This window comes from Pseudomonas putida (assembly GCF_003228315.1).
In the GTDB taxonomy this organism is placed as follows: Bacteria; Pseudomonadota; Gammaproteobacteria; order Pseudomonadales; family Pseudomonadaceae; genus Aquipseudomonas; species Aquipseudomonas putida_S.
Genome location: NZ_CP029693.1, coordinates 6,165,529 through 6,186,439, shown reverse-complemented (window position 1 = coordinate 6,186,439; position 20,911 = coordinate 6,165,529). Strand labels below are relative to the sequence as shown.

Annotated in this window: 18 protein-coding genes; 4 read left to right on the top strand and 14 right to left on the bottom strand. The window is 59.0% G+C overall.

The genetic code is table 11. The annotated features are described in order from the left end of the window. The first annotated feature begins 354 nt into the window (after positions 1-354). The gene (locus tag DKY63_RS28885) at positions 355-1,749 is read left to right on the top strand and encodes an undecaprenyl-phosphate glucose phosphotransferase (RefSeq protein ID WP_110967249.1); all 1,395 of its coding nucleotides are present in this window, start codon (positions 355-357) and stop codon (positions 1,747-1,749) included. A 271-nt stretch (positions 1,750-2,020) separates the two neighbouring features. On the opposite strand, the gene DKY63_RS28880 is transcribed toward DKY63_RS28885, so the two are convergent. The 6 genes from DKY63_RS28880 to galE form a co-directional block, all read right to left on the bottom strand. Beyond that, complete coding sequence (locus tag DKY63_RS28880; protein WP_110967248.1) at positions 2,021-4,099, bottom strand: YjbH domain-containing protein; 2,079 nt, start codon at positions 4,097-4,099, stop codon at positions 2,021-2,023. Then, complete coding sequence (locus DKY63_RS28875; protein WP_110967247.1) at positions 4,096-4,857, bottom strand: capsule biosynthesis GfcC family protein; 762 nt, start codon at positions 4,855-4,857, stop codon at positions 4,096-4,098. The genes DKY63_RS28880 and DKY63_RS28875 overlap by 4 nt, the downstream gene beginning before the upstream one ends. After that, positions 4,854-5,519: a YjbF family lipoprotein gene (locus DKY63_RS28870; protein ID WP_110967246.1), complete on the bottom strand. Its 666-nt coding sequence runs from the start codon at positions 5,517-5,519 to the stop codon at positions 4,854-4,856. Before DKY63_RS28870 ends, DKY63_RS28875 begins: the two co-directional genes overlap by 4 nt. A gap of 14 nt (positions 5,520-5,533) precedes the next feature. After that, positions 5,534-6,649, bottom strand: coding sequence for a polysaccharide biosynthesis/export family protein (locus tag DKY63_RS28865; RefSeq protein ID WP_204354268.1), 1,116 nt, complete (start codon positions 6,647-6,649; stop codon positions 5,534-5,536). A 90-nt stretch (positions 6,650-6,739) separates the two neighbouring features. Continuing rightward, a complete protein-coding gene (locus DKY63_RS28860; protein ID WP_110967244.1) occupies positions 6,740-6,976 on the bottom strand; it encodes a hypothetical protein in 237 nt (78 codons plus the stop codon). Positions 6,977-7,227: 251 nt separating this feature from the next. Then, positions 7,228-8,244 (bottom strand): UDP-glucose 4-epimerase GalE, encoded by a 1,017-nt coding sequence (gene galE, locus DKY63_RS28855; protein WP_110967243.1) that lies wholly within the window; start codon positions 8,242-8,244, stop codon positions 7,228-7,230. A 387-nt stretch (positions 8,245-8,631) separates the two neighbouring features. Here galE and galU point away from each other — a divergent pair, with 387 nt between their 5' ends. Both galU and DKY63_RS28845 read left to right on the top strand, forming a co-directional pair. Continuing rightward, entirely contained in the window at positions 8,632-9,465 is an 834-nt protein-coding gene (gene galU / locus DKY63_RS28850; protein WP_110967242.1) for a UTP--glucose-1-phosphate uridylyltransferase GalU, read from the top strand. Positions 9,466-9,518: 53 nt separating this feature from the next. Continuing rightward, the gene (locus DKY63_RS28845; protein WP_110967241.1) at positions 9,519-9,941 is read left to right on the top strand and encodes a mannose-1-phosphate guanylyltransferase; all 423 of its coding nucleotides are present in this window, start codon (positions 9,519-9,521) and stop codon (positions 9,939-9,941) included. Positions 9,942-9,997: 56 nt separating this feature from the next. Here DKY63_RS28845 and DKY63_RS28840 read toward each other — a convergent pair whose 3' ends face one another. From DKY63_RS28840 to DKY63_RS28805, 8 genes are read right to left on the bottom strand one after another with little or no spacing between them, the layout of a single operon-like run. Continuing rightward, positions 9,998-11,161, bottom strand: coding sequence for an SGNH/GDSL hydrolase family protein (locus DKY63_RS28840; protein ID WP_110967240.1), 1,164 nt, complete (start codon positions 11,159-11,161; stop codon positions 9,998-10,000). 3 nt (positions 11,162-11,164) lie between these two features. Continuing rightward, positions 11,165-12,205, bottom strand: a complete 1,041-nt coding sequence (locus DKY63_RS28835) for an acyltransferase family protein (RefSeq protein WP_110967239.1) — start codon at positions 12,203-12,205, stop codon at positions 11,165-11,167. A gap of 17 nt (positions 12,206-12,222) precedes the next feature. Next, positions 12,223-13,335, bottom strand: coding sequence for a hypothetical protein (locus tag DKY63_RS28830; RefSeq protein ID WP_110967238.1), 1,113 nt, complete (start codon positions 13,333-13,335; stop codon positions 12,223-12,225). Further along, positions 13,326-14,555 (bottom strand): phosphoribosylaminoimidazole carboxylase, encoded by a 1,230-nt coding sequence (locus tag DKY63_RS28825; RefSeq protein WP_110967237.1) that lies wholly within the window; start codon positions 14,553-14,555, stop codon positions 13,326-13,328. Before DKY63_RS28825 ends, DKY63_RS28830 begins: the two co-directional genes overlap by 10 nt. Beyond that, positions 14,552-15,664, bottom strand: coding sequence for a polysaccharide pyruvyl transferase family protein (locus DKY63_RS28820; RefSeq protein WP_110967236.1), 1,113 nt, complete (start codon positions 15,662-15,664; stop codon positions 14,552-14,554). Before DKY63_RS28820 ends, DKY63_RS28825 begins: the two co-directional genes overlap by 4 nt. A 14-nt stretch (positions 15,665-15,678) precedes the next feature. Beyond that, complete coding sequence (locus DKY63_RS28815) at positions 15,679-16,761, bottom strand: glycosyltransferase (RefSeq protein WP_110967235.1); 1,083 nt, start codon at positions 16,759-16,761, stop codon at positions 15,679-15,681. 41 nt (positions 16,762-16,802) lie between these two features. Continuing rightward, positions 16,803-19,031: a polysaccharide biosynthesis tyrosine autokinase gene (locus DKY63_RS28810; RefSeq protein ID WP_110967234.1), complete on the bottom strand. Its 2,229-nt coding sequence runs from the start codon at positions 19,029-19,031 to the stop codon at positions 16,803-16,805. Positions 19,032-19,070: 39 nt separating this feature from the next. Next, a complete protein-coding gene (locus DKY63_RS28805) occupies positions 19,071-19,511 on the bottom strand; it encodes a low molecular weight protein-tyrosine-phosphatase (protein ID WP_110967233.1) in 441 nt (146 codons plus the stop codon). 291 nt (positions 19,512-19,802) lie between these two features. On the opposite strand from DKY63_RS28805, the gene DKY63_RS28800 reads away from it, so the two are divergent. Continuing rightward, positions 19,803-20,768, top strand: coding sequence for a glycosyl hydrolase family 5 (locus DKY63_RS28800; protein ID WP_110967232.1), 966 nt, complete (start codon positions 19,803-19,805; stop codon positions 20,766-20,768). The last annotated feature ends 143 nt before the right edge of the window (positions 20,769-20,911 follow it).

The window sequence follows — 20,911 nt, the reverse complement described above, 5'->3', positions numbered from 1 at the left end:
ACATCAATAGTGCGACCAGAACAACAAAAAGAGCACTTTGTTTGCCTCTCCTTCTGATTTAACTCCCTGCCTCCACCTCCTTCTACAATACCCAGTATTTCCCATTTATTTCATTCCCTCATGATTGACCTTTTCTAACGGTCGATCACCCCCAACTTTTAAAGTTAAACCGCCGTCATCTTGTTAGAACTCGTCAGACACCCTCTTCATCAATAACTTAATCTATTGACTGACGACAGTTCGCCTATCGACGTTGTTAGCCTCGGGACACTGGTTTCAATAACAACAATAAGCCTGCTTAAACAACTCGGTTTCGGCTGTCGAACCTGAACGGACGTCTTTTGGGGATATCGCATGGATCTTAGTTTACGAATCAATCGAAATACCGGCCTCAAGGGACTGACCTTCTGGGGCCAATGGGCGCTGGCACAAGCCTTTGTCGTTTCATTGTTATTCATACTGGCGGAGCGGCACACCGGATCGGTCGAATTTTATTACCGCATGTGCGCAGTTCTGGCGGTATTGGCCTCGGTCCCGGCTTATACCTTCAGCGGGGTGTATCGCAAACGGGATAACTATGTGACAGGTCTGGGTCGCCTGTTCATGGGTTGGTCCATGACCATGGGCGGCCTGGCTTGCGTTGCCTTTATCTGCAAGGCCGATGCGCTGTTTTCCCGGGAGGTGATCCTGAGCTGGGCGGTGTACGGCTTCCTCGGGCAGGCCTTCCTGTACGCGCCGCTGCATGCTTTTTCGAAGTACTACCAACGCTCACGCAAAAGCGAACACAAGACTCTGATCGTCGGCACCGGCGACCTGGCGCTGGGGTTGGCCAGGAAGCTGAGCCATCTGGAAAACCTGCCGCTGGTTGGCCTGGTGAGCGACGGCGCCCTTCCCGCCCTGGAAGCGGATGCACCGAATATCGTCGGTGCCCAGGAAGAGCTGCTGGACCTGATCAAGACCCACGACATCCGTCGCCTGTACATCACCCTGCCGCTGTCTGAAGCAGCAAAGATCGAAGCCATGTATGGCGAGTTGCTGGACGCCAACGTCGACGTGGTCTGGGTGCCGGATCTGAACAGCCTGACGCTGCTCAATCACTCGGTAAAAGTCGTGGACGGCCTGCCGGCGATCTACTTGAACGAAAGCCCGCTGACCAGCCGGCCTACCGCCGCCTTGAGCAAAAGCCTGATGGAAAAAAGCGTGGCATTGCTGGCGATCATTCTGCTCAGCCCCGTGCTGCTGATCATCGCGCTAGCGGTGAAGCTGAACTCGCCGGGCCCGGTGTTCTTCAAGCAGGACCGCCATGGCTGGAACGGCAAGGTGATCCAGGTCTGGAAGTTCCGCTCGATGCGCGTGCACGATGACAAGGACGTCAAGCAGGCCAGCCGCAACGATTCGCGCATCACCGCTGTCGGCCGCTTCATCCGCCGCACCTCGCTGGACGAACTGCCGCAGTTGTTCAACGTGCTGCAAGGGCACATGGCACTGGTGGGCCCAAGGCCGCACGCGGTGGCGCACAACAACTATTACTCCGGAAAAATCCTCGCCTACATGGCGCGCCATCGAATCAAACCGGGCATCACGGGCCTGGCGCAAATCAATGGTTGCCGTGGCGAGACCGATACCCTGGACAAGATGCAGAAGCGGGTCGAGATTGATTTGAAGTACATCAATAACTGGTCGTTGTGGCTGGATCTGAAGATCCTGGTCAAGACGCCGTTTACGTTGTTGTCGAAGGATATTTATTGATGGTTCGGGGTTGAGCGAGGCAGTAATGCAAGGGGACGTGAGTCCCCTTTTTTGTGGGCGGGATTTGGGGGCATTGGCGGGATGTGTATCGAGTGAAATCGGCGGCGGTTGGGCCTACGCCTTCGCGAGCAGGCTCGCTCCCACAGGGGTTGTTTGTCGTTCGTAGATATTGTGATCGGCACAAAAACACTGTGGGAGCGAACTTGCTCGCGAAGGCGTCAGGTCAGTCACCCTGGCTATCGCGAGCAAGTACGCCCCCACAGGTCAGCCGTTACTCAGTGATCTTCTCGAAGTTGCGGTAGAACATATCGTCATCACGGCTATCGGTCATCGAGTGCAGCTGGAAGCTGCGGTTGAGCCTTGCACCACCGTCCCGAGTCAGCGGTGACCAGACCAGGTTGGCGCGACGCATGGTCGACATGCTCATCAGTTCGTCGAACGGAATGGACAGGTAAATGCCCTTGTCGAAGCTGCCTTCACCGTACTGGGCACCGGTCACCGTGGTGAGTGTTGCCCAGGCACCGAAGCGTACGCCGTTGGAAAACTCCCGCGAGATGTCCAGCGTACCGCCCCAGTCACCCGCCAGATAGCGCCCGACGCTGATTGCCGCCAGCGTATCGTACGGCAGGTCGGTGTAGCCGGTGATGTGCCCGGTCAACACCGAGTAATCGCGCAGGCCAAAGCCCTGATCGAAATCACGCTGACGCACGTAGTTCAGATCCGCCCCCAGCGACCAGCGCGCGCCCGTCGGGCGGAACAACAGCTCGCCCCCGACCCCGGCAAACATCGATTCCAGATAGCCGCCGTAGACCATGCCGTACAGGTCCTTGTCCAGCTGTTGGGCATGGGTCACCTGGAACAGCGGCATGGTGGTTTCGGAAGTCGTCAGGTACTGGCGCAAGTCGGTGCGAACACGGGGCAGATTGCTCGGCGCGTCGTAGGTGAACTTGTCGAAGTTGTTCGCAAGGTCGGCACTGAGCAAGCCGTTCCACCAGGTATTGGGCGTGAACCGGTATTCGGCATCCGCGTCGGCGGTGAACTGATAGAGCAAGCCATCCGGGCCACCAACGTTCTGCTTGAAGCCCAGCCCGACGCCATAGGCGAACTTCTGCGGCGCCTGGGTGTAGAGGGTCTTTTCATTGTGCGGCATCGCGGCATTGATCTCGGTGGTGCGGTGCAGCGATTGCAGCGGCTCCTCGTTGTTGATCACTTCGCGGAAGGTCTGCCGAGGCACGCTGGTCTCTTCCAGCGGCAGGTCGTAGCGCTTGTTCACCACGGTGAACCAGTCGATATCGTCGTTGACGCTATTGTCCAGAATCCGGCTGGCACGCCCCACGGCCTTGGCCGAATGGAAATAACGCGACTGCTCGCCATACACAATCAACTCGGGGCCACGCTGGCTGATGCGCTCGACCTTGTAACCGGCGTTTTGCTGCAAGCGTCGGGACACGTCGGCCCAGTCGACCTGATCGGTCGGTGTCGACGGTGCCTTGGCCGGCAGCGGTTCGGCCGGAGGATCGTAGTTTTTCACCGGTGCCTTGCGACTGACGAAGTTGGTGTGAAAAGTGATGCCGAACATCGCCGTGTTGCCACGTTCCCACGCCGCGCTGAGGTCCACCGAATCGGTCAGCTTGAACACCGCGCCGAGGTTGATCGGCGAGTCCTGCTCGATCACGTTGTCCTTGGGCTCGTGCTTGTAGTCGTTGCCTTCGTATTCGAGTTTCAGGCTCAACCGATCCCAGGGCGTCTGGTAGCTGACACCGCCGAAGAACGAAGGACTGCCACGAAAATATGAGCCGGCGTTGACGTCACCGGTGCCTTCACTGGCCGGCCGGGTCTTGAAGCGATCGTCGAGCTCGCCCAGCGGGTTGTCGAAGTCGCCACGATTACCCAGGTAACCCCAGGCAATGCCGGCGCTGAAATCGAGATTCTCATAGCGCTTGTTGGCCACCAGGAATTCACTGGCGAACAGGCCCGTACCACCGATGTCTCGGAAGCCCAGCGCCAGCTCGGGCGCCCAATGGGTTTCCTGCCAGAGCCGGGCCTTGATATCGACCGCCTTGTCCTTATAGCTCTGGTTGCCGCTCAGCGACTCGGGGCCATACGGGCGGTTGGTGATGGCGGTGTAGCGAAACGAACCTTCCAGCCATTCGAAGGGCTGCAGCGAGACGCTGTAACGGCTGTAGGGATCGGTCCGGTTGGCGTTCAGGCTCAACTCGCCGTCGGGTGCCATGCGCGCCGTCGGGGTCTGCAACAGGCCGGCGCCACCGAAGTCATTTTGGGTAATACGTGGTTCGGCATAGGCCAGACCACAGGGCAATAACAACACCGCTGCAACACGTAAATTCAACGAACCACCTCAGCCAGCTGCGTGGCAATGAATTCGGCCAACTGCTGATTCAGTTCAGGAACAGGCGGATCAAGATCGTCTGTCTTGACCGGCACCAGGATCTTGCTGCCCGCGGCAGGGATCTGCCCGCTCTCGCGATTCCACGCGGCGATGCCGACACGTCGGGAGACGCCATTGGGCTGGATCAGCCACAGGTAGTCGGCGTCGGCATCGTCCAGCGTCGCGCAGCCTTGCAGATAGTCACTGGCGTCCTGCATGGGCACATAGGGCAAACGGCACGGCTCGGCGACAGCACCGAGCACTTGCACCTCATCGACGCGCTTGGGGTAAGTGAGGCGATCGCCATCGTCCAGGCGCATGTTGCGGGCAAAGCCGACCTCCACCGCGACCGGGTCGAGCACCGCGACCTGACGTCCGGTGACCGGCATCTGGCTGACCTCCCCGGCCAGCCGCACCGCCAGCGCCGCCCGGCTCGGCCTGTCGAAGAGCAAAGCCATGCGCTGCAAGACCTGCAGGTCGAACAACACGCCGGCCTTGAGTCGCTCCTGCTCCTCGATCAGTGACTGACGCTGCAACTCTGCCGCCAGCCAGTAACTTTCGGCATTGGGGATGGCCACGCTGATCACGTCCAGCAAGCGGCCGCCCGCTGGCAGCTCGACCGGCCCCGGATTGGCCACATCGCCGGTGACGGTGACCGCGGCCTGGCTCAGGCCGCTGATCAACAGCAGGCACGCCGAAAACGCCCTGACCCGCTTCAAGGCGCGGTCCTGCGTTCAGGGGTCAGTTGCACAATCTTGACCCGCAGTTGCGAAGTCAGTTGTTGCTCGCTCTGCACAATGAAACCGTCAACGGGATCGACCCAATAACGATTGGTCGCCCGCAGGCCGATGGCCGGGGCGTCAATCTGCTCATCGACACGTAGCACGGTGTATTCCTTGTTGAGAATTTCGAGGGTTTCCAGGGATTTTCGAAAGAAGCGGCTGCTCAGGGTCACGCCGACTTCCTGGCCTTGATAGAGATCGATCCAGCGCTGGCTGGTGTAGCCGTCGGGCAATCGATGCAGGCCTTGCTTGAAGGGCGACGCCGTGGCCAGGCGCGTGCCGTCCAGGTCACCGCCCAGGCCCAGGCCGATGCTGCGCACCGCAAGTCCGTCGCGCAGGAGCAACACCTGTTTGCCGGAGGCCACCCAGAACTGCAGGTCGCCACGTTCACGCACCAGCGCCAGCACCCCGGAGCCGGATGGCGTGGTCAGCTTGAGTTGCGGATAACGAACGTCCGCCACCTGCGCCGCCGAGACCTCCACTTCATCCGGCCCCAACAGCGCCGATTGCAGGTTATTCACCGAGGCGACCATCAGCGGGTTACAGCCACACAACGACAAGGCCGCGATCAAGCAGACGCCTGTTTTCAACGTACTCACTGTCAGACCCGGCCTTATTTGCTGTTACTGGTGACTTCGCTCGCGTTCTTCGCAGCCGAAGCGCCCGTACCGACAATCGAGGCCGACGGCACCAATTGGCTGACAAAGCGATTCCAGCGCGTCACGTTGGCAGGGCCGACGTAGACAACATCCTGTGGACGAACCTGAAAGTGCGTGGCCAGGGCCATGGCGGTCGGCGATTCGGCTTCAAGCTGGAAGACCTTGGCCGGTTCCACGTCGAGGTTTTCCACGCCACGAATGACGTACACCGCATTGCCGTTGGAGGTGGTCTGGCTCAACCCACCCACCGAACCCAGCACGTCGGACAGGTTCATGGTGGCGGTCTTGAAGCTCAGCGCGCGCGGCTGGTTGACCTCGCCCATGACGTAGATGCGCTTGTTGTCGTTGTACGGCAGATACAGCTGATCGCCACCCTTGAGGTAGACGTTCTGCAGTTCGGAATCCGACTGGTTGAGCCCGTCGAGATTGAGCTTGTACACCCGCCCGTTGCGCATCAGCAGCAAGCCGGACAGATCCGCATTCGATGTGTCGACCCCGGCGGAACCGAGGGCTTCGACCACGCTCAGCGGGTTGGTGGAAATCGCCTGGGGACCGGCCTTCTCGACCGCACCGGAGACCACCACTTTCTGACTGGCGAACCGCAATACGGCGACATCCACCTGCGGCTCGGCAATGAAGGCCGACAGCCGTTGCTCGATGTCCGCGCGCAGTTGCTGGATCGTCCGGCCCGCCGCCTGGACTTCCTTGATGTACGGGTAGAACAGCGTGCCATCGGAACGCACCAGTCGGCCGTTGGCGTCGATCTGCTGTTGCGCGCCCGACGGTGCCGTCAGCTCCGGGTGATCCCACACGGTGATGTACAGCACGTCATTGCGGCCGATGCGATATTCGCTCGGCGCCGTCAGCAACTCGGCCGGCAGCGTCTCACGCTTGACCGTGGCGCGGTCCATCGAAATCAGCTTGGGGGTGATCGGGATGAGCTCCACCCGGCTGCTTTCACTGGCACCCTGGCGCGTGATATCGCTGGTGTTCAGGTATTGACCGGGAGAAAACATGCAACCTTGTAAAGCGAAACTTGCCAACGTCAAAAGATAAACACTACGAGTCATAATGGCACTACGCTATTCAAGGGTAACTCTAAAAACAAAGTCACCCGACTTGCGTCGGGCGACCTTGTACTACACGTGCAGTTTTTACACTTAGTTGTGCGTGCCGGTTGTACCCGTAGTACCTGTGGTACCGGTGGTACCGCCGTTGGCACTGCCACCACTGTTGGACGCCGCTATCGCACTGGCCACCATTACAGTACTGGCTGCAGTGGCTTGAGTCGCCGCCACGTTACCCAATACATTGGTGGCAGCCGTTAGTGGCGCCTCTACTGCGGCTGCCCAGTTGCTCAACATCGTCAACAGGGCAATTGCCATCACTTTCTTCATATCAACTCCTTTCCAACATTGATCCGGACAACAAACCGGAAGTCCGCTGGAGGTGAGAGATCAAGTTCGCAAACATTACGAACAGGGCCGTTGTTCATTCACAGTTTTACCTGACAGCTAAATGTCGAACGGCGAGGTTTATATCTACGGACTTGCAAGTGGCAATTCCAGTCTATTTTCCCGACGATATCTAACATCCTGACCGGAAATAACATTCTTCAAAATGACGGTTATTGGTCATGAAATTGACATCAACCGGCATAACCCCTGGGGTTGTTCGATTGCCAGCGCCAGGTGTCGGCCACCATGTCCTGCAGATTGCGTGTCGCCTTCCAGCCCAGCTCCCGGGCCGCCTTGGACGGGTCGGCCCAACTCTCGGCGATATCCCCCGAGCGCCGCGGCATGACCCGGTAAGGCACCGGCCGCCCGCATGCCTGTTCGAAGGCGCGCAGCACCTGCATCACGCTGTAGCCATCGCCGGTGCCCAGGTTCCAGGTGTGAATCCCGGTGCGCCCGGCTATCGATTGCAACGCCTTGAGGTGCCCGTCTGCCAGATCCACTACATGGATGTAATCACGCACGCCGGTGCCGTCGACCGTGGGGTAGTCATCGCCGAAAATCGACAACTCCTGCAGGCTGCCCACCGCGACCTGGCTGATGTAGGGCACCAGGTTATTGGGAATACCGTTGGGGTCCTCACCCATTCGGCCGCTGTCATGGGCGCCGATCGGGTTGAAGTAACGCAGCAGTGCGATGCTCCAGCGCGGTTCGGATTGCGCCAGGTCGCGCAGCACGTTTTCCACGATCAATTTGGATTGACCGTAGGGATTGGTCGGCGTGCCCGTGGGGAAATCCTCGCGAATCGGCATCTGTTCAGGCTCGCCGTACACTGTGGCCGATGAACTGAACACCAGGTGGAACACGCCGGCGGCGGCCATCGCCTGGCACAGCGTAATGCTGCCGCCCACGTTGGTTTCGTAATACTCCAGCGGCTTGCGCACGCTCTCGCCGACGGCCTTGAGCCCGGCAAAATGCAGGACCGCATCGATGGCGTGCTGCTGGAAAATCCGGTCCAGCAAGGCCCGGTCGCACACGTCGCCGTGAATCATCAGCGCACTCTTGCCGCAAATGGCTTCCACTGCATGCAGCGCGGCGTCGGAGCTATTGCAAAGATTATCCAGTACAACAACTTCATAACCTGCTTCAAGCAATGCAAGTGTGGTATGCGAACCGATATAGCCGGTTCCACCGGTTACCAGAATCTTCATAGCGCGGTCCATAGTGGGAGAAATGCCAAGTAGTGCGTCAAGCCCTCTTTATTGAATGTGAGAACCAGGCCTCACAAACAGGGGCGACAACAACCGAAAACAAATTTAGTTCAGCGACTGGCAATAAATATTTTTGCAGGCCAAACTGTATTAGCGGTTACTTATTAGCACTCGAAAGCAAACACCACTATCAACAGATACCGACTAAAAATAACTAACAACTAACAAGTCGACATCTAATAACATTCCGCTGTTTTGCATACATTGCCATTTGCCATCAACTGGCCGCCTCGGGTATTAAAGTAAGCCTTCAACCATCATTGCAACTTGCAATCACTTGTTATTGCGCACACCTGGCTGTGTGTCATGACTACCCGGGATATTTTTATGATTCGTAAATGTTTGTTCCCCGCTGCCGGCTATGGCACGCGTTTCCTGCCGGCCACCAAGGCCATGCCCAAGGAGATGCTGCCAATCGTCAACAAGCCGCTGATTGAGTACGCCGTCGAAGAAGCGCGGGACGCGGGTCTGGAGCACATGGCGATCGTCACCGGGCGGGGCAAACGCGCGCTGGAAGACCATTTCGATATCAGCTATGAGCTTGAGCATCAGATCCGCGGTACCGAGAAGGAGAAATTCCTCGCCGGCACCCGCGAGCTCATCGACACCTGCACCTTCTCCTACACCCGCCAGATCGAAATGAAGGGCCTGGGCCACGCGATTCTCAGCGGTCGCCCGCTGATCGGCGATGAACCCTTCGCCGTGGTGCTGGCGGACGATCTGTGCCTGAACCTGGAAGGTGACGGTGTGCTCGCGCAAATGATCCAGCTCTACAAGAAATTCCGCTGCTCGATCGTGGCCATCCAGGAAGTGCCACGGGACCAGACTCACAAGTACGGGGTGATCGCCGGCGAGCAGATCTCCGACGGCATCTACCGGGTCAACAGCATGGTGGAAAAACCCGCCCCGCAAGACGCCCCGTCCAATCTGGCAATCATCGGCCGCTACATCCTGACGCCGGACATTTTCGATCTGATCACTGATACCCAGCCCGGCAAGGGCGGGGAAATCCAGATCACCGACGCCCTGATGAAACAGGCGCAAAACGGCTGCGTGCTGGCTTACAAGTTCAAGGGTCTGCGCTTCGATTGCGGCGACGCGGAGGGGTACCTGCAGGCGACCAATTTCTGCTACGACAACCTGTACCTCAAGGGCCGCTGACCGGCCCGCTTCACCCTCGACCAACGCCCACTCTTCCCTTCAGGCAGGCCACCATGAACATTGCACAACATTCGGCAGACATTGAACGGGAGGTGGGCAACCTCGGGGTGATGAGCTGGTTGTCACGACACCAGACGCTGCCCAGCGCCAACGAACCCTGGCTGGGCGCTCCTTTGCTGGTGGAGCAGATTGGCGTGTTCCCCTCGTCCGGGGACATTCGTCGACCGATGCCCGACCCTTATCCCCTGCTCGCTCACCTGAAAGATCTATATGGCGGGCAGGCCCTGGAGATCGATGACCGCGACGGACTGAAAGTGATTTTCAGCGACTGGCGATTCCGGGTGCGCCTGTGCTGCAACACGCCTGCGATCATCATCAATGTGGAAACCCGGTGTGACTTGCAGTTGATGCCGTTGAGAACGGCGGAGCTTCTCAATCAACTGGAGTTATTCGAAACGGCCCACAGCGCCCTGTAGGAGCGAGCCTGCTCGCGAAAAACCCGAGGGCGCCGCTGGGTAACTGGCTGCCCGCGTTATCGTTCACGACCATCGCGAGCAGGCTCGCTCCTACAGTCCAGCGGTGAGTCTTCAGTGATCATTCGATAAAGATAATCAGCAATCACCCGCCCGCCCGTCTCCGGGATCGGATGGATGTTGTCGGGACCGATCATGGGGTTGGGCCCGCCTTTGGCGTAGCGCTTGAAGTCCGCGCCAAACGCACATTGCAGATTGGCGTACCCCAGATGCTCCGCCCGTGCCCACGGCTGCAAGACCTGTGCATAGGCCGACATCGGGTAGGCACTGGAACGGGTGGTGTCCTGACGCAGGATCAGATTGATGCTGGCCGCCGGTTGTATCTCGCGCACCATCCCCACCAGCCCCTGAATGTTCTGCAGATACTGTTCGGGCTTCACGCCAAAACCCTGGTCATTGCCACCGAGCATGATCAGGTAAATGTCCGCGGGGATCTTCGACACCACTGTTTTCCACTGCGCCTGCCACCGGCCATCGCGGTGATAGAAGTCAGCGGACGCCGCACCGGACGCCGCGAGCTTGGAGACCCTGACCCCGCCCTGATCGTTGCTCAGCCACACACCGAACAGCGTTGGCGCACCGGTCACCACTTCGAGCCTGAACGCCCAATCCGCTGCATGGGTTACACCGGTCAACGGGATGTCCTGAACACCCGTCCCCGTGAGGGTCAACGATTGCCATGGCTGTGACGGCGACCAGCGATAACGCACCTCACTGGAGGTGCCGTCACCCAGGAACAGCAGTTTCGCTGCAGCGATGCTCGTATCGATGGTCTTGCCCGGACTGGCGTCCACCTCCAGCCACGCGCCGGGCCGCCCCGTCACCGTGCGACTGTCGGGGCTCGCCTGGCCGAGGCCGGACACTCGCCAATCGCCACCGAAGTACTTTTCACTGCTGCGGGTGAACTTGAAGTGGCTGCCGCCGAGCGCCGCGCCATGGTTGAACCCGACATAACCCGGCCCGGCGAAACCCGCCTCGCCGGCCAGGCGCTGGACCAGCCTGTTCAGGTAAAAATCCTGCCCGGCGCTGTAGCTGTCACCGATCACCGAGATCGCCAGCACCTTCCCCGCCTTGCCCTCGCGCCACTTCGCAAAGCGTTCGTTAACCGCGCCCACCTCTATCACCGAAGCGGCTACAGGCTGCGCATCATCCACGGCATACATGGCTTATCGAACCTGCGGCACGGGGATAACGGTTTCCCGGGGTTTCTTCGCCGCTGCGCGCTCCCCCAGAAACAGCACGGAGGTGAAGTTGAACCGACTGAACACCATCGACAGCAGCACCGGCCCCAGTAACCCGCACAGCAGGCCACCCAACACCAGCAGGCTTTCGTCCTTCACTCCCAAACGTCCGAGTACAAAGCGCGACGTGGCGGCGAACAGCACATGAAACAGAAAGATCGCGTAGGAATACCCACCGAGCCAGGTCAGCCCTTTCGAGCGCACGTCACTCGACAGCAGCGCAATGCACGACACGCAGCCCACCACCAGACCGATCAGGCTGCGCCGATCGACGATCAACTCACGATCCACCGCCGCCACGTACAACAGCACCAGCGCGATCAACACGAACACCAGCGGGCCGGCCACCTTGAACGACTGCTTCAACGCATCGACCTTTTCCTGGCCGATCATCCCGGCCACGAAGAACGGCAGCAGGTAGACCGCGCCGTTGATGCCGAACGCATCCACCGGGAATGGCGGCAGCAGAAACATCACCGAGGCAAACCCGAACAGCAGGTACAAACGCGTCATCCCGTTCAGCAGGCCACGCCATTGCAGTAGGCCGACGAACATGAAAATGATGAACACCGCCTGCAGGAACCAGAAGTGATTGACCGGCACGTAGAACGACAGCAACGCCTCGATCACCCCCACGTCCTTGTTCACGCCGGGGCCGACCGCCTGCAGCACCGAAAACGGCACGCCCACGCAAAACAGCGGCACCAGCAGCCGCCGGACCTTGCCGGCAAAAAAGCCCTGGAAGTCGTTGTTGCGGATTTTGTAGATGGAATAGATGTAGCCCGAGATAAAGGTGAACAACGGCATGCGCACGTACACCATGGAATCGGCGATTACCCGGAACGGCGAACCCAGGTCAATTTTCAAGCCGCCGCCCAGCGGACCGATCACGTGATAGAGCACCAGCAGCAGGCACGCCAGGCCGCGCAGGGTTTCGATCTCCAGGGATTTTTTCTTGCTCGACATAAAACACACGCCTCGACTCAGGTTTCCAGGTTAGGAATTCTTGATTCAACCAACACGGGTTTGCGGGCACGCAGCATCAAGCCCAACCCGACGAACAGCACCGGCACCACCATGGAAAAATGCCGGGCGAACGAACCGAAGTCCGGTTCGAACAAACCCTGGACCAGCAAAAAAGACAGGGGAATCGCGATCAGTTCCTTGGCCTTGGTCTGGATCGGCACGCCCTTGTAGTCGGTCGAGGTGATCACCTTGAACAGCAACAACGCGGTCATGATCATCAACGACACGAAGATCACCTGGCCGGGACCGGACAGCATGATCAGCTCCACGGGAAACGACAGCCGGAAGAAGATCACCAGCGAGTCCAGCGCCTGGGAAACGAAATCCCCGCCGTTGATCCAGGACACGATCAACGACTTCGAACCCTCCTCCCCCGCCGTGCGCAGTTCGTTGTTGCTGGCGCGAATCGACGACACCGAGTAACCAAGCGCCAATTGAATCGCCGTGGCGATCGCCAGGTAGAACAGGAACAGCATCAGGAAGAAGGTCACCCGCGAGACGTACTTCTTCATCACGCAGACCCCGACCCAGGCCAGGGAAAACAGGATCCAGTAGGGTCGGATCAGCACGCCGTAAATCAGCGCGGACAGGAAAAACCCCACACGGTATCGACTGGAATAAGACGTCAGCAGGATCGACAGGACCGCCACCGACACGATGATTTCCTTGGTCAGGTTTTCCAGGAAGAACGAGCGCACCACGCCCCACAGACACAGGGTCAGGAAGATCGTCAGCGGCATACGCCGGAAGATGAAAACCGGGATCGCCGTCAGGAAGAAATTGCAGAACATCCCGTAGGCCCAGGCGTTGGTCAAATTGATGCCGGTGGGCCGCAGGAGGAATGCCGAACACTCGTAGGACGAACGATCCGGCGAGAAGGGATTCCAGAAGTTGCAGTTGTCGGCACGGGCGTAGGACGACCACAAGGTCATGGCGTCCGGGCCCGGATCCCGGGAGATCAGCAGCGGCATGGCCACCGACAGGAACAGGCCGGTGAACAGAATCAGGAACGACAGCGACGAATCGAGTTTGCGACCGCGAAACTCGATGCTGGGCAGTTTCAATCCCATGCCAGGGCCCCTTTCGCACGAGGTGCACGGGTCAACAGGGCGATCACGCCGAGCTGCACGCAGATCGCGAAGACGTTGCCCCAGGCGGCGCCATAAATCGAGTGGTGCTTGATCAACAGATAGCTGACCGGTGTCGATACCAGCAGACAGATGGCTGCGCTGGCGACCGATACCCGGCTGTTTTTCGAGGCGATCAGCCCGCCCCAGACGATGTCGCCGACAGCGCGCAGGGCGAAGGAAACAATCAGCACACCGAGGATCGCGTTATCCGGACGCGGCACCGTTGCCGCGACGTAATCCAGGGCGACGTTGAAGAACAGATAAATCAGCACCGCCACCGCCGCCGACACCATCAGCGAGCGCATGACCCACTGATTGACGAACAGTTGCCGGACCGTGAACGCCTGCTGGTCACGCTGGAAACGCTTGGACAACACCGGAATGCCCACCACCGCCACCACCGCGTAAGACAAGGCCTGCAAGGTATTGGCCGCCGACCAGGCGTACACGTATTTACCCAGGCTGGCATAGGGTTCGAGGTCGATAATCAGGAACCGCTCGACGTACTGACTCAAGGCAATCAGGCCGGTGCCCAGGTAAAACGGCAGGCCGGCCTTCCACACCGATGTCGCGCCCAGCTCACTCTTCGCCCTGCCCTGATGCAGCCGGGCGACGATCAGGTAACCGGCCACCATCACCACCCCGTTGGCCGCCACCCACAACCACAGCACCGTGTCGATCGCCGACACCTGGCCGAGCATCAGCCCGCCCACCGCGAGCAATGCCCAAAGCCCGGTCTTGATGAAAAACAGCAGCGCGCCCCAGGTGGCTTTCTGCGCGGAGAACACGAAGGAGTTGATCTCGAACGACAGATGCTCGGTGAGCAACACCAGCGTCACGCAGAGAATCAGCGCGACACTCGCCTGCACGTCCTGGAACAACGAATAGATCGCCACCGTCGCCACCGACAACACCAGCCCCACAGCCAGATACAGCAGCAGCACCTTGTCGACGACCCGACGTGAGCTGAGCCCGACGCTGATCAGCCGATTGATTTCGGAGCTGAAACCGACGCTGTAGAACTTCGACGCAATCAGCGACGCGGCCACCACCACGCCGTAAAAACCCAGGGCGTCATACCCCAGGTAATGGGTGATGGCCAACACCAGCAGAAACTTTGCGCCCAGGGCACCGCCCCGGAGCAACAGGCGAAATATCATCGAACGATTCCCTTGATGATGTCGTCCATCATCACTGACTTGGCTTCGATCTCGCGGCAGGTGTCGGTCAGGCGCTTGCCAAAACCGGACAAAGCGTTCGGCGCGTAGACCGTGTTGATGATGGTGTCGACATCGATGTCGCCGCCGTTGATCACCCAGTCTTCCACGCCCATGTCCTGATAGGCGCCAAAGCCTTTGCGCTCATAGCTGATATGGAACGCCGGGACACCCGCCAGCAGCGATTCGATAGCGCCGTGCAACCTGACGGAAATCACCAGGTCCGGTTGATGTTTGGCCAGGGCCGCCTTCAACGGCAGCAAGTCTTCGGTAATGCCCAGCTCCCGATAAAACGCACCGTCGTCGTTGCCCCGCACGGCGGCCTGCACCGCGCAAACCACCTTGCTCTTGTTCTTCAGCCGCTGCAGCAGCAGCTTGAGGTTGGCCACGTAGGCGACCTTCTTCTCCTTGCTCCACTCCGGCGGCTTGCGCAGCACCACGCACACCACCGCAGGCGACGACGCACAGCGGGTGAACTTGGGCTGCATGAGGATTTTCGCGGCCAGCGCCTGGACTGCCAGGTCGGGCGCGCGATAGACGTTTTCATAAGCCTGGAACATCGCCGAAGAGCGGTTATCCCGCACGAATACCGCGTCGGCACTGGCGTAATGCTCGACGATCTGGCGGCCCTGGCCATGGAACGGGCCGATGCTTTGCGGCAGGTAAACCGACGGGACCTTGCTGAGGATCGCCGTTTCCAATTGCTTGGCATGCCCCAGTTTCAACTTGATATGTTCGAAGGCGCTTTTGGAGCGCATGTAGCCGCCACCGACCCCGACGATCAAGTCAGTGCTCTTGAGCAGATCCGCCAGTCCCGCGTACGACTGGTTGAGGAACACCGCCTGTTTGATCCGTCCCAATCCCTTGGCCGCCATCACCGGCGCGTCATGACACGGGTGGGGCAAGTAACTGAATGACTCGGGGTCCGAGGCCACGACGTTGATCGTGGTGTCTTCACCAAAATTGCGTTGCACCAGGGCAATGGCCAGATCCACGAGCAGGCCGTCGCCGGAGTTGGATGCGCTGTAGCCATGCAAAATCGTTACGTTCATGAGCTGTTGTCTACTTAATAGGTTTGAGCGGAGTACACGTCATAGGTTTGCCGGATCATCAACGCGGCACTGAAACGCTCGCGGACGGTCTTGCGGCCTTCGGCGCCAAGGCCCTGCAACTTGGGCTTCTGAATGTTCACCAGCACATCGGCCAGTGCCTGATGATCGCCGGTGGGGAACACGTAGCCCGTCACCCCATGGCTGACCAACTCCGGCAACGAGGTGCAATCGCTGGCAATCACCGGCAGCCCCATGGCCATGCCTTCCAGAGGCACCATGGCGAAGCCTTCCCAGCGACTGGGGACAATCAGGGCATCGGCCTTCTGGTACAGCGCATTGACCTCCGTCGGCGTGACCCAGGGCAGGTATTCCACCGAGTCCATCTCAGGCCGCTCGACGAATTCCTCGTTGACCGCACTGCCCACCACCGTCAGTTTCAAATCGCTGCGCTGAACCTTGGCGTAGGCCTTGAGCAACACATCAAAACCTTTCTGGTAGTCCAGCCGCCCCACAAACAGCAGATGAATCGGCTTCTGTTCATCGACCTTCTGCTGCTCGTCCTTGTGATGAATGCCGTTGTAGATGAGCTTCATGCGATGGCGATCGATACCGAACGCCGCGGCCTTGTCCATCTCGTACTGGCTGACGCAGATGATCACGTCCGTGACCTTCTGCAACACGCGCTCAATCAGCGAATAGACCTTCTGCTTGGCCGGCGAGCTTTCCATCAGGAACGAAAAGGCGTGGGGGCAATAGACGATTTTCGGTGCGCGCCAAGGCCGCAGGACCAGGCACACGCAACGGCCGATCACCCCGGAAAAGGTGCTGTGCAAATGCACCACCTGGGGTTTTTCCTTGAGCACCACCCGGGCCAGTTGCCAGGCAAAGCGCAGCAGCGACAGCACATCCCGCCGGGTCCGATCGAAGGTTCTGATCTGCTGCTCATCGATGCCATGCAACTCCTTGCGCTGGTCGTACGGGATCAGATAGATCAGTTCATAGTTCGATGCATCGCCTTCCGGCGGGGCCGATATCGTGCGGATAACCGTGGCGACACCACCTTTTATCGTTTCGGCTACGTGCAGTATTTTTTTCACAACCCACCCACTTCCATGCATGTAAAGACAGTCGCTGACACTCAGGATTTGTCCGACGCGTATTCGTAGCTGTAATAGCCGTAGCCACCGTTGCCGTAGTAACTGGCGGCACGCTTCTCGACGCCGTTGAACACGGCGCCCTTCAACTCGATGCCGTTCTGGGCAAAACGTCGAATGGTCAGTTCGATCTCTTTGGCGGGGTTCACCGCGAAGCGGGTGACGATCAGACTGATCCCTGCTTCACGGCCGACGATCGCGGCATCCGTCACCGCCAGCAGTGGCGGCGTGTCGATGATCACCACGTCATAGCGCTCACTGAGTTCGGCCATCAGCTCGCGGAAGTTGGCGTGCATCAACAGCTCCGACGGATTGGGCGGGACCTGTCCACGACTGATGAAATGCAGGTTCTCGACTTCGACGGTATTGATCGCCTGGTCGATGGTGCAGCGCTTGACCAGCAGGTCCGACAGGCCATTGTTGATTGGCGTATTCAGGGTCTTGTGCAGATGTCCCTTGCGCATGTCGGCATCGATCAACACCACCCGCTGTCCGCTTTGCGCCATGACGGCGGCGAGGTTTGAGGAAACGAAGGTTTTACCGACCTGAGGACTGGGACCGGAAATCATGATGCGGTTGTTGGTCGAATCCAGCGCCGCGAAGTGCAGGCAGGTGCGCAGGCTGCGGATCGATTCGATGGAAAGATCCGTCGGATTGCGCAAGGCCAACAGATAGGCCTGCTTCTCGGCTTCACTGCGCACGCGGACTTTCTTGCTGTCTTCTTCCTGTTGCAGCGTGCTGTAGGGAATCGACGCATAGACCGGCAGCCCCAGTTGTTCGATGGCTTCCGGTCCTTCCAGTCCGCGGCTCAGGGATTTGCGCAGCAGCACCAGCGCCACGCCGAGGAACGCCCCAAGGAAGGTCGCGATCAACACGATCAGCGCCTTGCGCGGCTTGACCGGATTGGTCATGTCGACATCCGCGGTGTCGATCAACCGCGCATTGCCCACCGCCCCTGCCCTGACGATGTCCAGTTCCTGGGACTTGTTCAGCAACTGGGTGTAGATCTGCGACGCCACTTCCACATCGCGGGTCAGGTTCAGCAGTTCCTGCTGCGTCGACGGCAGGTTCTGGGACTTGCTCTCCAGCGCCTTCTGTTGCTGGGTCAATTCGCCGATCTGGGTCATCAGCGCGCGATACGCCGGATGCTGTTTGGTGAATTTGCGGTCCAACTCGGCCTGCTGCATTTTCAGCTCGGAAATGCGCGTGTCCAGGCTGACGATCTGTTCCAGCACCGATTGGGTTTCAAGGGAAATGTTTACCGTCTTGCCGCGCGTCTGGTAGCCGTTGAGGGCTTCGCTGGCCTTGGCCAGGTCACGCTTGACCTGCGGCAGCTGGCCTTGCAGGAAGTCCAGGCTCTGCGCCGCTTCGGCGGACGTGCGTTGCACGTTCTGCTGTACATACAGCGACGAGATCTTATTGAGGATGCTCACGGCTTCCGCCGCGTCGGTGCTGGCCAGGGCCAGGCGGATGATGCCGGACTCCTTGCCCTGCTCGGAAATATCCAGCCCGTCCTGGTAGTTCTGGATGGTCACGATGCGCGGGTTGCGCACCACTTCGAAGCGAGTGCCAGGGTTAGCCTGCAGTTGGGAGATCAGCCCCTCGACCCGGTCCTGGGCAAATGCACTACCGGCAACGCCTTCGATCAGCAGGTTGTCGTTGTCATCGAAAAGCTGGAAACGTTGCTGCTCGCCGGCCACCAGCGTGAGCTTCTTGCCCAGCAACTCATTGGGCAGGTTGAGCCGGTTGAACTCCAGTCGCTCACCGCCCCAGGCGTAGCTGTTCAAGCCAAAGCGAGGCGCCGCGACGCTCTGCGGGGTATCCCCACGGAAACGGCGAGCGAGAAAGCTGCCGATCACAGGGAAAGAGTTGGGTGTGACGTCGATGTCCAGGCGCAGGTCATCGACGGTTTTGCCGATGATGGCGCGGGACTTGATGATGCCGATCTCGGTCACCGACGGCGATTGCCCACCGAGCATGCTGCTCAGATCGGAAAAGCCGAGCATGTCGTTCTTTTTCGGTTCGACCTGAACCAGTGCGTTCGCCTGATACACCGGCGTCGACAAAATCGCATAGGCGACACCGGTCGCCATGAAGGCACCGGTGAATGCGCCGATTAACCATTTCTGGTCAATTAAAGTGCCGAATATACCGAGAAGATCAATATTGTCTTGCTCGTTATCGCGGGTGCTGATGACTGACGGTAACTGCATAAGTCTGTTCTTACCATTCATGGGTCTGAAGAATATTGATCAATGTCCGAGGCGCTGCGCCCATGAGCTAACAGAATCTTCAATCAATGCATGGGCATGAATAAACGCTGCTTTTCCTTGACGATAAGGGTCTTGTATTTCTCGTTCGTTCTGCCATTTGCCGAGCAGAAACACCTTGCCCCGCGCGTGTGATGCAATCTTCAGCACTTGTTTTACATGCTCTTTTTCCATGACCAGAATCAGGTCTGACTCATTAACGATGTCAGAAGTAATCTGCCGCGCCTTGAAGGCTTCGGCGCTGTGCCCGCGATCCTCCAGGACCTGCCGCGCAGACGGCTCCATGGCTTCGCCGACCCTGGCGGCCAGGCCGGCGGAGGTCACGCTGATCGATGAAGTGGTCAGTGCGTTGCGCAGCAACAGTTCTGCCGTCGGACTTCGGCAAATATTGCCCACGCAAACGACAAGAATCTTTTTGAACAAGGTAACTTTCCCGTGTAATGCCGATCGGCCAATGCGCCTGGCGGATTTATATGAACCCGCCAGACCTTCCTGCACTCAGAAATAGATTCACCCTGCAAGTACAGGTGCATTAAGTACCACAGCCCCGGAAAGCCACCCAACCAGAATTGCCGGACCAAAAATAACGCCAGTTTCCTAACGTTAGTTATCCGACAAAAAATAACATTCGTGCACTTAAGGCCTTAACCATCATCGAATTCAAAGTAACGGGACAACTAATGACTGATGTCACTTCTCATGAGGAGAACAGACATGAATTCGGTACATTTCAAACCACTGACACTTTCCGCCCTGCTGATACTCGGTGCGGCCGGTCAGGCCCACGCCAGCGAGTTGTTTGCAGCGCTGCCCGCCAACAAGACCATCGGTGTCCAGGTCAAGATCCAGAACTTCACCCCCGCCGACGCCGAGGACATCAAGGCGCAGGGGTTCGGGTTCGTGCGCTTTGGCGTCTGGACCAACAGCCTGGGTGGTTCGGCCTATCAGAAGCAGGTGAGCGATGCCTTTGCCGCCGCCCGATCCGCCGGCTTGCCGGTATTGCTGACAGTGCGTTCGACCAAGGCCTTGACCACCGCGCCCGGCAATACCGGTGAGTTAACTACCGCCGGGGAAAACTTCGCCGGTTCGGTAATGAGCCTGGAGAAATCCTACGGATCGCAGCTGGTGGCCATCGAGATCTGGAATGAGCCGGATCTGGGTACTTACTGGCCCACCGGGAGTTTCGACACCACGTTTGTTCCTTTCATGAGCGCGGTGTGCAATTCGCTGCAGCAGAAACCGCCGGCAACACCAGTGGTCGGCTTTGGCTTCGCCCGGCCACCCACTGCCGGCTCTGCATCGACGGTGGCGCTGAACAAGATCGTCAGCGCCTACCCCAAATGCCTGAGTGCCGTCTCCTATCACCCCTATGGCATGACCAGCACGCAGATCAGCAATGCCCAGGCCTTCATTGCGCAGAACTTCCATATTCCAGGGGTCATCAGTGAATGGGGCGTGTCGGCGCTGGTGTCCAATGGCGGCGCGGACGGACAGGCCAGCAAGATCGGTGCGTTCATTGCCGACGTGAAAAGGCAGAACATTGCCCTGGCATCGATATATGAATGGAAAAACAGCGATTCGGGCAGTGACGATCGGGAGAAGAACTTCGGGTTGCTGACCTCCGATGGTCAACCGAAACCGGCCAAACTGACGGTCAGGAGCGAGTTGAATCCGCCATAGGACCCAAGGCATTAAGGCGGCTGGCGGTCAGTTGATTTGAACCTGCGAGCGGTTTCGGGATCTTAATTACCGATATGAGCCCCGCCTTTCAAACAGCCGTTTTCAGGATGTTGCCGCCGGGACCGTCTATACACGTATGTGCC

What these genes read in the sequence shown, in the direction of transcription:
- DKY63_RS28885 (WP_110967249.1), top strand. Translation starts at nt 355, where the DNA reads ATGGATCTTAGTTTACGAATCAATCGAAATACCGGCCTCAAGGGACTG.
- DKY63_RS28865 (WP_204354268.1), bottom strand. Translation starts at nt 6,649, where the DNA reads ATGACTCGTAGTGTTTATCTTTTGACGTTGGCAAGTTTCGCTTTACAA.
- DKY63_RS28860 (WP_110967244.1), bottom strand. Translation starts at nt 6,976, where the DNA reads ATGAAGAAAGTGATGGCAATTGCCCTGTTGACGATGTTGAGCAACTGG.
- galE (WP_110967243.1), bottom strand. Translation starts at nt 8,244, where the DNA reads ATGAAGATTCTGGTAACCGGTGGAACCGGCTATATCGGTTCGCATACC.
- galU (WP_110967242.1), top strand. Translation starts at nt 8,632, where the DNA reads ATGATTCGTAAATGTTTGTTCCCCGCTGCCGGCTATGGCACGCGTTTC.
- DKY63_RS28845 (WP_110967241.1), top strand. Translation starts at nt 9,519, where the DNA reads ATGAACATTGCACAACATTCGGCAGACATTGAACGGGAGGTGGGCAAC.
- DKY63_RS28840 (WP_110967240.1), bottom strand. Translation starts at nt 11,161, where the DNA reads ATGTATGCCGTGGATGATGCGCAGCCTGTAGCCGCTTCGGTGATAGAG.
- DKY63_RS28835 (WP_110967239.1), bottom strand. Translation starts at nt 12,205, where the DNA reads ATGTCGAGCAAGAAAAAATCCCTGGAGATCGAAACCCTGCGCGGCCTG.
- DKY63_RS28830 (WP_110967238.1), bottom strand. Translation starts at nt 13,335, where the DNA reads ATGGGATTGAAACTGCCCAGCATCGAGTTTCGCGGTCGCAAACTCGAT.
- DKY63_RS28825 (WP_110967237.1), bottom strand. Translation starts at nt 14,555, where the DNA reads ATGATATTTCGCCTGTTGCTCCGGGGCGGTGCCCTGGGCGCAAAGTTT.
- DKY63_RS28820 (WP_110967236.1), bottom strand. Translation starts at nt 15,664, where the DNA reads ATGAACGTAACGATTTTGCATGGCTACAGCGCATCCAACTCCGGCGAC.
- DKY63_RS28810 (WP_110967234.1), bottom strand. Translation starts at nt 19,031, where the DNA reads ATGCAGTTACCGTCAGTCATCAGCACCCGCGATAACGAGCAAGACAAT.
- DKY63_RS28800 (WP_110967232.1), top strand. Translation starts at nt 19,803, where the DNA reads ATGAATTCGGTACATTTCAAACCACTGACACTTTCCGCCCTGCTGATA.